The sequence below is a fragment of the Proteus columbae genome (genome assembly GCF_002777965.1).
GTDB lineage: Bacteria > Pseudomonadota > Gammaproteobacteria > Enterobacterales > Enterobacteriaceae > Proteus > Proteus columbae.
On the sequence record NZ_NGVR01000032.1, the window covers coordinates 16,036 to 28,871 of the forward strand.

Annotated in this window: 13 protein-coding genes; 5 read left to right on the forward strand and 8 right to left on the reverse strand. The window is 39.2% G+C overall.

Features of this window, described 5'->3' with window-relative positions:
- Positions 1-8 precede the first annotated feature (8 nt).
- From CBE70_RS16715 to hemA, 6 genes are read right to left on the reverse strand one after another with little or no spacing between them, the layout of a single operon-like run.
- Positions 9-932 carry a TIGR01212 family radical SAM protein gene (locus CBE70_RS16715; protein WP_100160216.1) on the reverse strand — a complete coding sequence of 308 codons (924 nt, stop codon included), beginning with the start codon at positions 930-932 and terminating at the stop codon, positions 9-11.
- Between the two features lie 8 nt (positions 933-940).
- On the reverse strand, positions 941-1,795 hold the full coding sequence (gene kdsA / locus CBE70_RS16720; protein WP_088495432.1) for a 3-deoxy-8-phosphooctulonate synthase: 855 nt from the start codon (positions 1,793-1,795) through the stop codon (positions 941-943).
- Positions 1,796-1,852: 57 nt separating this feature from the next.
- On the reverse strand, positions 1,853-2,662 hold the full coding sequence (gene sirB1, locus CBE70_RS16725) for an invasion regulator SirB1 (RefSeq protein ID WP_198585745.1): 810 nt from the start codon (positions 2,660-2,662) through the stop codon (positions 1,853-1,855).
- Positions 2,646-3,494: a peptide chain release factor N(5)-glutamine methyltransferase gene (gene prmC, locus CBE70_RS16730; RefSeq protein ID WP_100160218.1), complete on the reverse strand. Its 849-nt coding sequence runs from the start codon at positions 3,492-3,494 to the stop codon at positions 2,646-2,648. Before prmC ends, sirB1 begins: the two co-directional genes overlap by 17 nt.
- Positions 3,494-4,576, reverse strand: a complete 1,083-nt coding sequence (gene prfA, locus CBE70_RS16735) for a peptide chain release factor 1 (RefSeq protein ID WP_088495429.1) — start codon at positions 4,574-4,576, stop codon at positions 3,494-3,496. Before prfA ends, prmC begins: the two co-directional genes overlap by 1 nt.
- A gap of 28 nt (positions 4,577-4,604) precedes the next feature.
- Positions 4,605-5,867 carry a glutamyl-tRNA reductase gene (hemA, locus tag CBE70_RS16740; protein ID WP_100160219.1) on the reverse strand — a complete coding sequence of 421 codons (1,263 nt, stop codon included), beginning with the start codon at positions 5,865-5,867 and terminating at the stop codon, positions 4,605-4,607.
- 240 nt (positions 5,868-6,107) lie between these two features.
- Between hemA and lolB the strand changes: the two genes are divergently transcribed.
- The 3 genes from lolB to prs all read left to right on the forward strand — a co-directional run bounded on the left by lolB (position 6,108) and on the right by prs (position 8,653).
- Positions 6,108-6,746, forward strand: coding sequence for a lipoprotein insertase outer membrane protein LolB (lolB, locus tag CBE70_RS16745; protein WP_100160220.1), 639 nt, complete (start codon positions 6,108-6,110; stop codon positions 6,744-6,746).
- The gene (gene ispE, locus CBE70_RS16750; protein WP_100160221.1) at positions 6,743-7,618 is read left to right on the forward strand and encodes a 4-(cytidine 5'-diphospho)-2-C-methyl-D-erythritol kinase; all 876 of its coding nucleotides are present in this window, start codon (positions 6,743-6,745) and stop codon (positions 7,616-7,618) included. Before lolB ends, ispE begins: the two co-directional genes overlap by 4 nt.
- 87 nt (positions 7,619-7,705) lie before the next feature.
- Complete coding sequence (gene prs / locus CBE70_RS16755) at positions 7,706-8,653, forward strand: ribose-phosphate diphosphokinase (protein WP_036912921.1); 948 nt, start codon at positions 7,706-7,708, stop codon at positions 8,651-8,653.
- Positions 8,654-8,890: 237 nt separating this feature from the next.
- On the opposite strand, the gene ychH is transcribed toward prs, so the two are convergent.
- Positions 8,891-9,169: a stress-induced protein YchH gene (gene ychH, locus CBE70_RS16760; RefSeq protein WP_100160222.1), complete on the reverse strand. Its 279-nt coding sequence runs from the start codon at positions 9,167-9,169 to the stop codon at positions 8,891-8,893.
- A 347-nt stretch (positions 9,170-9,516) separates the two neighbouring features.
- On the opposite strand from ychH, the gene pth reads away from it, so the two are divergent.
- Together pth and ychF are read left to right on the forward strand one after the other, a co-directional pair.
- Positions 9,517-10,101 carry an aminoacyl-tRNA hydrolase gene (gene pth, locus CBE70_RS16765; protein WP_100160223.1) on the forward strand — a complete coding sequence of 195 codons (585 nt, stop codon included), beginning with the start codon at positions 9,517-9,519 and terminating at the stop codon, positions 10,099-10,101.
- A gap of 182 nt (positions 10,102-10,283) precedes the next feature.
- On the forward strand, positions 10,284-11,375 hold the full coding sequence (ychF, locus tag CBE70_RS16770) for a redox-regulated ATPase YchF (protein ID WP_023582042.1): 1,092 nt from the start codon (positions 10,284-10,286) through the stop codon (positions 11,373-11,375).
- Positions 11,376-11,886: 511 nt separating this feature from the next.
- Here the strand turns inward: ychF and CBE70_RS16775 are convergent.
- A complete protein-coding gene (locus tag CBE70_RS16775) occupies positions 11,887-12,828 on the reverse strand; it encodes a LysR substrate-binding domain-containing protein (protein ID WP_100160224.1) in 942 nt (313 codons plus the stop codon).
- Between the last annotated feature and the right edge of the window lie 8 nt (positions 12,829-12,836).

Genomic DNA, 12,836 nt, shown 5'->3' on the forward strand with positions numbered 1-12,836 from the left:
CGTTGTTCTTAATACAATATAAATGGCTTATTTACTCCACTTCCTTGCACACCTTTTTTTAATAAATCTTGATAAAGTGCGTTCATTCCCAACCAGTGATTCTCACACCATTCTGGAGCTAATAAAGTAGGTTTTCTGGCACTGGCACACACACGATGATAAATAATTTCAGGAGGAGTGTGGCGGATCATCTCACCTGCGGTATAAACATATTGCTCTTGTGTTAATGCGCTTATTCGCCCCGCTTTCCATGCTTTAGCTATCGTACTGCCGTCAACAATATGTAGAGGGTGTAATTTAAGTCCATCAGTACCCGTTTCGACAACACGATCTAATGTTTGCATATTCAGCAAATGATTTTCTCGTGGCAGTCCAATGATAAGATGCGTACACACTTTTAAACCACGACGGCGAGCTTCACGTGCAGTGGCTTGGTAGCATTGAAAATCATGTCCACGGTTAATCTGTTTTAATGTTTTATCGTGAGCCGTTTGTAAACCGAGTTCTAGCCATACTTCATAGCCTTTATCATGATACCCCTGCAATAAATCTAATACGCTAACAGGGACACAATCTGGTCGAGTTCCCACACATAACCCAACCATATCCGCTTGTAATAATGCGGTTTCATATAAAGTACGTAAGTATTCTACTTCGGCATAAGTACTGGTATAGGCTTGAAAATAAGCAAGATAACGATGTGCGCGGTTAATATTTTTAGCTTGTAATGCAATTTGTTCTTCAATTGAGTGATATTGCGTTTGCTCATCAGCAAAAGAAGAGACATTACAAAAAGTACAGCCTCCCCGCCCCAATGTACCATCTCGATTAGGACAGTTGAAACCGCCATGAAGGGTGATTTTATGAATTTTTTCGTGGTAACGGCGCTGGAGATCAGCGCCGAACATATTAACAACCGTATGCAGTTGCATAACACATTTTATTTACTGGTATCTAACTCTGGGAAATTTTTTACCACTTCATCAATCGCTTTAATTTGAGCTAAGAAAGGCTCTAATTTTGCAAGTGGTAATGCTGATGGACCATCACAGCGTGCATTATCTGGATCTGGATGAGCTTCAAGAAATAGTCCAGCAAGACCGACCGCCATACCTGCGCGTGCTAATTCTGCAACTTGAGCACGGCGACCACCTGATGCAGCGCCAAATGGGTCGCGGCATTGCAGTGAGTGCGTAACGTCAAAAATAACTGGTGCGCCTTGAGAAGCTTGCATCATGACATGGAAACCTAACATATCAACAACCAAGTTATCGTAGCCAAAGTTACTGCCGCGATCACATAAAATAACTTGGTCGTTACCGCCTTCTTTAAACTTATCGACGATATTCCCCATTTGACCAGGGCTTACAAACTGAGGTTTTTTCACGTTGATCACTGCACCTGTTTTTGCCATCGCTTCAACAAGATCAGTTTGACGCGCTAAAAATGCAGGTAATTGGATAACATCGACAACTTCTGATACAGGCTGAGCTTGTGCTGCTTCATGAACATCAGTAATAATTTTAACGCCAAAAGTTTCTTTTAACTCTTGGAAAATTTTCATCCCTTCTTCTAAGCCCGGACCACGGTAAGAGTGGATTGAAGAACGGTTTGCTTTATCAAAAGACGCTTTGAATACATAAGGAATATTCAGTTTTTGAGTTACAGTGACGTAATGCTCACAAATACGCATGGCTAAATCGCGCGATTCTAATACATTCATGCCACCAAAAAGCACAAATGGCAGGTCGTTTGCTACCTTGATATCACCAATATTCACCACTTTATGTTGCATATTTATCCCTATACTATTTGTAATGTACTGTATTAATAAAGTACGTTTCTTAAATTTTTAATGTAGAACAATAGGATTTTGTTCTATCGAATGAATTTGGATTTTGATCATCTCTGAAATAGGATCTTCAGGGCATTGCTCAACAAAATAGTTTAAGTCAGAAATCGCCACATGGTTACACTCTAACTGAGCAAAAATAAGTCCGCGATCACGTATTTCGTAAGGATCTTCCGGATCAAACATTAATACCGTTTCACTGGCTTTTAATGCTTGCTCCATATTCTTTTCTTCCATTAAAGAAACTTTCAATGTATCCAAAAGTTTACGAATAATAGAACTGTATTCTGATTCTTCTAAATCTGCCTCTAATAATACAGAGGAGCCACCTACATTCCCTTTTAACCAAACTTCTAAGGTATGTTGAGATAAATATTCACCATTTATTGGGTTTAAAAATAGCGGTTGTTCATTAGGAATATCTATTCTGATAATAAGTTGTGTAGGAAAGATAACCGGCACTAACGGTAAATTTAACGCTTGTGCGATATAAATAAGAATCGAACCCAGTGAAACAGGAGAGCCTACATGAGTCGCTAATACTTTATCTAACCATAAAGTATCAGAAAGGCAATATTTGCCACTTGCACCACTAAAGTGCCACTGCTTATAAAACAGTTTTAGCAATGCTTCTATCTGCTCTTTGGTATTTCCCTGTTGGGGAATTTCAGCTTCTGCTTGTTCGACTAATTGTGCCAGTTGATAACCAACAGAAGTGGTTGGAAAATCAGGTCGAATAACCTGAGAGATAAGGATCATGCCCTTAACTAAAGGGGCTTTATTAAATTCGTAATCAGCTATGGTTTCTATCATAATTCCAACGACCTACTGTCACTCGCTCATTACCGCCATAATCACGGAAAGTTTCCACACAGCAGTAACCCTTATCAATAAAAATATTGCGTACACCTTCGCCTTGTTGCCAGCCGTGTTCCAGTAATACCCATCCATTATCAGTTAAAAACTGACGAGCAGTTTCGATGATAATTTCGATATCAGCAAAACCATTTTTGCCAGCAACTAATGCGGTTAAAGGTTCAAAACGAACATCCCCCTGATGAATATGCTCATCATTTTCATCAATGTAAGGAGGATTACTGATTATCATACCAAATTGATACCCAGAGAGTGAACTAAACCAACAACTTTCCATAAATTCTGTGTTGTTTAATGCTAAGTTGGTCGCATTCTCTTGCGCTAATGCCACTGCTTCAGCTTGAAAATCCACACCAATGATATGGCAATCTGGACGCTCTGATGCCATTGCTAACGCAATAGCGCCTGTTCCTGTTCCTAAATCAAGAATTCGGGTTGGCTCTGATGGCAATTTTTCTAATGCTTTTTCAACAAGGCATTCTGTATCTGGACGAGGAATTAATGTTGCCGGTGAGACTTTTAAAGGTAGTGACCAAAACTCTCTTTCACCAACTAAATAGGCAATAGGTTCACCTTTAATACGTCGAGTAAGCAATTGCGATAATTGAGCTAGCTCGTCTGACGAAAGTACCGTTTCATTAAAGGCAATTAAATAAGTGCGGGTACGTTGTGTTACGTACCCAAGTAAAATTTCAGCATCTCGTTTAGGGCTGTCACTTTCAATTAATTGCAAGGCTGCTTCACGCAGCCATTGTTCATAATTCATTAATTCAACTCAGAAAGTGCAGAAAGCTGATCCGCTTGATATTCGGTCACGATAGGCTGAATTAATGGATCTAATTTTCCTTCCATCACTTCATCTAAGCGATAAAATGTGAGGTTGATACGGTGATCAGTTACACGACCTTGTGGGAAATTATACGTTCTAATTCGGTCAGAACGGTCACCAGAGCCCAATAAATTACGACGTTCAGAAGCTTCTGCTTCTTGGCGTTTTTGCATTTCAGCCGCACGAATACGCGCACCTAATACAGACATCGCTTTGGCTTTATTTTTGTGCTGAGAACGTTCATCCTGACATTCCACCACAATTCCTGTTGGAATATGCGTAATACGGATAGCAGAATCGGTGGTATTAACGTGCTGACCACCCGCCCCTGAAGAACGGAATGTGTCTATACGTAGGTCACTTGGACTGATTTCAGGTAATTCAGCTTCTGGCACTTCAGCTAATACGGCAACCGTACAAGCAGAGGTATGGATACGACCTTGAGATTCTGTTTCAGGAACACGTTGAACGCGGTGACCGCCTGATTCAAATTTCAATACACCATAAGCGCCATCACCAACGACTTTTGCAATGACTTCTTTATAGCCACCATGCTCACCTTCGTTAGCATTCATGACTTCAATACGCCAGCGACGCGATTCTGCATAACGGCTATACATACGGAATAAATCACCCGCAAATAATGCCGCTTCATCTCCCCCTGTTCCTGCACGAATTTCAAGGAAACAGTTAAATTCATCATCAGGATCTTTAGGCAGTAATAGCACTTGTAACTGCTGCTCTAAATCATCGTTTAATGCTTGTGCTTCTTTTAGCTCTTCTTGTGCCATCTCTTTCATTTCAGGATCATCAAGCATCATTTCTGCTGCTTCGATGTCGTCTTGCACTTTTCGCCATTGGCTAAAACAAGCCGTGACGTCAGTTAATTGAGAGTATTCTTTTGAAAGCGCACGAAAACGTTCCTGAGAGGCAATAACATCGGCTTCTGACAGAAGTGCCTGAATTTCTTCATAACGCTCTTGTAGAGCTTCCAACTTAGCGACAATAGAAGGCTTCATTCGTAGATTAAGATCCTGTTAGACAAAGTTAATTATGGGTAATACCCAAACTTTCACGTAATAGATTCAGGCGTTCAATATCACCATCACTGGCAGCCTGTTGAAGAGATTTTGTTGGTGTGTGAATAAGGCGATTCATCAATTGATGAGAGAGTTGGTGGATAACTTTTTCTGCATCCGCTCCGTTTTGTATCAATGTGATGGCTTTTTCTGTCATTTCTGCACGTAACATTTCAGCGCTGTCTCGATATTCTCGGATCGCACCCACAGCACCTTGTGCCCGAAGCCAATCCATAAATTGTCCACTTTCTTGCTGGACAATATGTTCTGCTTGAATGGCAGCGACTTGGCGTTGTTCACGGTTATGTTGAATAATTGCTTCTAAATCATCAACGCTATAAAGATAAACGTTATTTAGCTTTTCAACATCTTGTTCAATATCACGAGGAACGGCAATATCCACCAGCAACATTGGCTGATTACGACGTTTTTTAAGCGCCCTTTCAACCATTCCTTTACCAATAATAGGTAATGGGCTTGCCGTAGAACTAATGACAATATCAGCTTGTGCAAGGCATTCATCAATCTCTGATAATGTAATAACTTCAGCATCAACTTCATTTGCTAAACGTTGAGCACGTTCTTTGGTTCGATTAGCAATAATGATTTTTTTGACTTGATGTTCACGCAGATGACGAGCAACTAACTCTATTGTCTCGCCTGCGCCAACTAACAAAATAGTCAAAGAAGATAACGATTCAAAAATTTGACGCGCTAATGTACAAGCTGCAAAAGCGACAGAAACCGCGTTAGCGCCAATTTGTGTCTCTGTTCTCACTCTTTTCGCAACTGAAAAAGATTTCTGAAACAGACGTTCCAGCTCTGAAGAGAGCGAGTGATAGCTTTGAGAATCGGCAAAGGCTTTTTTGACTTGCCCTAAAATTTGCGGTTCACCTAATACTAGAGAATCTAAGCCACTTGCTACTCGCATTAAATGGCTGACAGCTTGATTATCTTGATGCCAATAAACACTGCTTTTCAGTTCATTTGGCTCTATTTGGTGATATTGACATAACCAGCGAATCAGCTGTTCATGGCTATTTTCTTTGTCTTCCATACTAAGATAAAGCTCAGTACGGTTACAAGTAGACAGCACAACACCGCCTCTGACAGCGGGTTGCTGTAAGAGGTTATTTAAGGCATCACCCATGGTATCGGGAGAAAAAGAGACTTTCTCACGTAAAGCAACGGGGGCTGTTTTATGATTAATACCTAATGCTAATAACGTCATATCAACTATATCGAGTTATGAATAAATACCGCCTCGCGACTTGACTTAGTGTAAACCTAAAACAGCGCATTTAGTATGGACTCTTCATTTCCGCCATTCTACTTGATGAACAGATTCAATAAAAGAGCTTACTTGAGTGATAGGAGATTTCTATACACAATTTAACGAAATATCGTTATATCATAAGGTTTATGATACTCTTTTTTTCAACAAATAACGAATTAAAGGAATGTCTCAGCTATGCGTTCACGCTTTTTTTCAACCAAACAACTCCTGCGCCTTATCCCGCTAACGGCGTTGTTGCTGAGTGCCTGTAATCTAAATCAGATAAAGACTCAAGGTTCGGCATCTGATAACGATGTGCAATGGCAAGCTCGCCAACAAGCATTAAAGAAAATTTCACAATATGAAACCCGAGGCGCTTTTGCTTATATCGAAGATACGAGCAAAACTTATGCCCGATTTTATTGGCAAGACAGAGCGGATGAACGTTATCGCTTATTACTGACCAATCCTTTAGGCACAACAGAACTCGATTTAAATGTTATGCCTGGTGTAATTGAAGTCACAGATAATAAGGGTAAGAAATATTATAGCGATAACCCTGCTGAGATGATCTACCAACTTACTGGTATGGTTATTCCACTCAAAAATCTGCGTGCTTGGCTTATTGGTTTACCGGGTGATGCAACTGATTTTGAGTTAGATGCTAATCACTTATTAAAATCTGTCACATTACCTGCACCTGAAGGCGATTGGATTGTGACTTACCAAGCTTATGATTCAAGTACCACCCCCAACCTGCCACAGCGCCTTGAGTTAAAACAGGGTGAACGCACTATCAAATTAAAAATGGATAACTGGGATATACAGCAATGACACTAAGTTGGCCTTCTCCTGCCAAATTAAATCTTTTTCTCTACATCACAGGGAAACGCCCTGATGGTTATCACAATCTGCAAACATTATTTCAGTTTTTAGATTATGGCGACACATTAACCATTACACCTCGCGATGATACCCAGTTAACTATCTTGACGCCGATTGATGGCGTAGAAGATAAAGATAATTTAATTATTAAAGCGGCTAAATTGCTACGTGATTATTGTCAGCAACATAATATTGCTTTGCGGTATCACGGTGCAGATATTAGTGTTGATAAAAAACTTCCTATGGGAGGTGGCTTAGGTGGAGGTTCATCTAACGCAGCAACGACATTAATTGCACTTAACTACCATTGGCAAGCAGGATTAAGCGACGAAACCTTAGCCGAATTAGGCGTTAGTTTAGGTGCAGATGTCCCCGTTTTTGTAAAAGGTCATGCAGCATTCGCCGAAGGCGTTGGTGAAATTTTGACCTTTGCGGCGCCAAAAGAGCAATGGTATTTGGTCGCACATCCCGGAATTTCCATTCCAACACCGACAATCTTCACAGATCCAGAATTAAAACGTAATTCTCCTATTCGCTCTCTTGGCGCATTATTAAAGGCTCCGTTCGAAAATGACTGTGAAATGATCGCAAGAAAACGTTTTCGTGAGGTTGAATATCTGCTTTCGTGGCTGTTAGAATATGCACCGTCACGCTTAACTGGGACAGGTGCCTGTGTGTTCGGTGAGTTCGACTCACAAGTTGCCGCTAGTGAAGTGTTAGTTAACGCCCCTGAGTGGGTGCATGGATTTGTAGCGCAAGGCGTCAACATTTCTCCTCTGCATTTATTCCGCTCAAGGATACCTGTGTTATTGCACCCGTAAGATGATGTTTACAAACCTAATGTTCATAAACACGTTCTTTACTGGTCAACAATATCTCTCTCTGGACGCAAGCCTGAGGTTTTTCTCGTGCCCGATATGAAGCTTTTTGCTGGTAACGCAACCCCGGAACTGGCTCAACGTGTTGCCAACCGACTCTACACTAGCCTAGGAGACGCGGCTGTAGGTCGTTTTAGCGACGGTGAAGTCAGTGTGCAAATCAACGAAAACGTACGTGGTGGTGATGTATTTATCATTCAATCAACCTGTGCACCTACTAATGATAACTTAATGGAATTAGTGGTCATGGTTGACGCATTACGTCGAGCTTCCGCTGGTCGTATCACTGCTGTTATTCCTTACTTCGGTTATGCCCGTCAGGATCGCCGTGTTCGTTCAGCCCGTGTTCCTATTACGGCAAAAGTTGTTGCGGATTTCTTATCTAGTGTAGGCGTAGACCGCGTTTTAACCTGTGACTTACACGCAGAACAAATCCAAGGGTTCTTTGATGTACCGGTTGACAATGTCTTCGGCAGCCCAATTCTTTTAGAAGATATGCTTCAAAAAGATTTGGACAACCCTATTGTTGTTTCTCCAGATATTGGCGGTGTTGTTCGCGCTCGTGCTATCGCTAAACTTCTAAATGACACTGATATGGCTATCATTGATAAACGTCGCCCTCGTGCTAACGTTTCTCAAGTTATGCATATTATTGGTGATGTTGCTAACCGCGACTGTATCCTTGTTGACGATATGATCGACACAGGCGGTACATTGTGTAAAGCAGCTGAAGCGCTGAAAGAACGTGGTGCTAAACGTGTATTTGCTTACGCGACTCACCCAATCTTCTCTGGTAATGCTGTTGAGAACATCAAAAGCTCTGTTATTGATGAAGTGGTTGTCTGCGATACAATTCCGTTATCAGCAGAAATCAAAGCATTAAATAAAGTCCGCTCATTGACCCTTTCTGGCATGCTGGCTGAAGCAATTCGTCGCATTAGCAATGAAGAGTCAATCTCTGCGATGTTTGAACATTAATTTGTTATAACATTCATTGCAATTTGAGATAACTAAACCCGCTATAGCATTTGTTATAGCGGGTTTTTTTATTGTGTTTTCTAGATTAAGAATTTTAGGCAACAAAAAACCCGTTATCATTAAACGGGTCTATAGGTGTGTATTACAACACATAATGACAACTATTATTCACTAAACATCAGTTTCTAACTTCATTATTATTTTTATCTATTCTGATATTAATTTGTGATAACAACATTATGGATAACGGTGATTGTCATGACGACGATAACGTTCATCATGGTTACGTAACCACCAATATCTTTCTGCTATTGTTTCTCTACCACCAATACGGGCACCGACTAACCAAACCAGAGCACCGACGAAGATCCCCATTAAAGAGATATCTGATAAAAACTCAGGCAATCCTAATGGGAAAATATGAGTAAGAAGTGTATAACCAAGACTACCGAGCATAACAATCATCCCCGTAGCCATACATAAATTACCAACTGCAAATGCATGTTTATATTTCATGTTGCACCTCCAAGCGCGTCGTCAGACGATTCAACAACAAAATACATCAAATATAACCTTTCATTCTTTGCAGTTATTATAGCCATAAATACTAAGAAGTTATTGTCGAGGGGATCACATCGCTCCGAAATTTATTGACAATTCTTAACAAAAAATGTGTTTTTTTCTTTTAAAAGAAGAAAATAGCATCGGTTTTGTCATTTTCGCTCTTTTTGTTAAATCAAAAAGATAATATTTCCTCTGCTTATCATTTCAAAAAAACATTCTATGTAATCTATTTTGTGCTTCTGAGCTTAGACAGGTAAACTATGGCCTTTCTTTTAAGACGATAACAGTGAAAGGCTATTGTGAGTAAAATTAAACTTATCGTCGGGTTAGCAAACCCCGGTGCAGATTATGCCCAGACTCGCCATAATGCGGGTGCTTGGTATGTTGATTTATTGGCTCAACGTCATCAACAATCTCTAAAAGAAGAGAGTAAATTCTTTGGTTACACCGCGCGCATTAATTTGAATGGTAATGATGTTCGATTATTAGTGCCTACCACTTTTATGAATTTAAGTGGTAAAGCGGTACAAGCAATGGCAAATTTCTATCGTATTGAGCTTGATGAAATTTTAGTTGCACATGATGAACTCGATTTACCACCCGGTGTTGTCAAATTGAAGTTAGGTGGTGGCAATGGCGGTCATAACGGATTAAAAGATATTCAAAGTAAGTTTGCTAATAATCCGAACTTCTATCGTTTACGTATTGGTATTGGTCACCCTGGTGATAAAAATAAAGTTGTTGGCTTTGTATTAGGCAAACCACCAATGAGTGAACAAAAATTAATTGATGATGCTATTGATGAAGCACTTTCATGCACAGACATTTTAATGCGTGATGGTTATGAAAAAGCAATAAACCGCTTGCATAGCTTTAAAGCGTAATCATTATATTGATAAATTAAGCAATTTTAACATTCAGAGGGCACCCCTCTCTTCTTTTGTGCGATTACTCCCTGATGATTTAATCAATCGGGGATTTGCTCTATAATAGCGCCAAATTTTTTTTAACAGCACACAACAGGAATACTCCCTCCTGTTGTTTTTATGTGACAAGGTGAACGTTTATGGGATTTAAATGTGGTATCGTCGGTCTGCCTAACGTAGGGAAATCTACACTGTTTAATGCCTTAACTAAGGCAGGTATTGAGGCAGCCAACTTCCCATTCTGTACTATTGAGCCAAATACAGGTGTTGTTCCAATGCCTGATCCTCGTTTAGATAAACTGGCTGAAATTGTTAAACCACAGCGTATTTTACCAACAACAATGGAATTTGTTGATATTGCGGGTTTAGTAAAAGGCGCATCTAAAGGTGAAGGCTTAGGTAACCAATTCCTAACAAATATTCGTGAAACTGAAGCGATTGGCCATGTGGTTCGTTGTTTTGAAAATGACAATATTATTCACGTTGCAGGTAAAGTTGATCCTGCTGAAGATATCGAAACTATCAATACTGAACTCGCTCTTTCTGACTTAGATACCTGTGAACGTGCAATGCACCGCAATCAGAAAAAAGCAAAAGGTGGCGATAAAATTGCTAAAGCAGAAATGGAAGTGTTAGAAAAATGCTTACCACATTTAGAAAACGCAGGTATGTTACGTGCTTTAGATTTAACTGAAGAAGAAAAAGCGACTATTCGTTATTTAAGCTTCTTAACGTTAAAACCAACAATGTATATTGCAAACGTTAATGAAGATGGTTTTGAAAATAATCCTTATCTTGAAACGGTTCGCAAAATTGCTGAAGCAGAAGGCTCTGTGGTTGTTCCTGTTTGTGCTGCGATTGAAGCCGACATTGCCGAATTAGAAGATGCTGAACGTGAAGAGTTTATGCAAGATTTGGGCATCGAAGAGCCTGGTTTAAACCGTGTTATCCGTGCAGGTTACGCATTACTGAACTTACAAACTTACTTCACTGCTGGCGTTAAAGAAGTACGTGCATGGACAATCCCTGTAGGTGCAACAGCGCCACAAGCCGCAGGTAAAATCCACACTGACTTTGAAAAAGGTTTTATCCGTGCTCAAACTATTGCTTATAACGACTTTATCACTTATGGCGGTGAGCAAGGTGCAAAAGAAGCCGGTAAAATGCGTGCAGAAGGTAAAGAATATATTGTTCAAGATGGCGATGTAATGAACTTCTTGTTTAACGTTTAAATATCTTAATCCCAAAAGCTACGTTTTCTTAAATAAAAACCCAAAAGTTGATCTCCAGCTTTTGGGTTTTTTATGCTTAGCTTTAAATAATCAATTCCAATGTAACGGTATTATACTACTGAAAGCATCACCGAAATGTTCTTTTCCATACTTGTTAATATCTGAAAATAATGATTATTCAGTAGCGGAGTATGTATCTTTATATTCATAGTTAACGAATAATATCGAAGTCAATTCATCTAATTATAATTTCAACTTTAATAAAGCAACCACCATTCAAATAATTTAAACTGTCCAATAAACTGGGAATATATAAATTTCATATAGCCTTTTTATTTTTCTTTAAATTATTTTAAAAAATACGCTTATATTAATTCTCATATAATTCAACTATTTTACTATTAAAGAATAAAAAATCATCTTTCATTGATTCGTTTTTTATTTAATCCTCTAATCCATTAATACGCCAAGTCAATAATAACTCTATTTTAAACATACTCTAATTTTATTTTTATTTATTATTCATGATAGGTCTTAACAAATCACTGTATAATTTTGCGAGAATACCATTATGCATAAATTCTTTTTTGATCCACTGTGTCACTAACCCTGCGGCTGAATGTTGCGTTGCAAGTAGCATATTAGAATCTTGCCTTGTATTTTGAATTTTTTTCGTCACTAACACGCCACTCTTCACATGATCTTTCACCATATAATCAGGTAAAAAACCAATCCCCTCGCCTAGAATTTGACACTGACATTTTGTATTAAAATCGGGAACTTGAATTGCTTCTTGTCCATGCAATAACCACCCCACTCGTTTATTAATAGTATGCGCCGTATCTTCAACCATAATATTAGGATATAAACGTAATTGGCTTTCAGCGAGAGGTTCTGGCATTAATGCTAATGGGTGGGTTGAGGCAATTGCAAATTCCCATCGGATTGCACCAATTTCCGTATAATCTATTCCGCCGCCATCCATTAATGTACCAGGAGCGCCAATTGCAATATCGGAATGATTGTTAATAATCGAATCCCAAACACCATTATAGACTTCTGTCTTTACGGTAATTTGACATGTTGCAAATTGCTTTTTTAAAATTTGTAATAATTTCGCAGTATGATATGGCGTATAAAGTAACTGGTTAATACAAATGCGCACTCTAGCTTCAATACCTTGCTCAATGGAATAAATACCTTTTTTAATCAAGTGAAAATTATTCACTAAATCAGTGGCTTTTCGGTAAAAATAATACCCCGCTTCCGTCAATTCTATATTACGGGTATCTCGAATAAAAAGAGCAACATCTAAGTAAGTTTCGATGCGCTTAATGGTATAACTCACCGCTGATGTTGTAATGCCTAACTCCTCAGCAGCCTTACTAAAACTTGCGAATTTAGCAGCTGTTATATAGGTCAGCAAATTTTCTTCGGTAAAAATCGAATTCATTATCTACC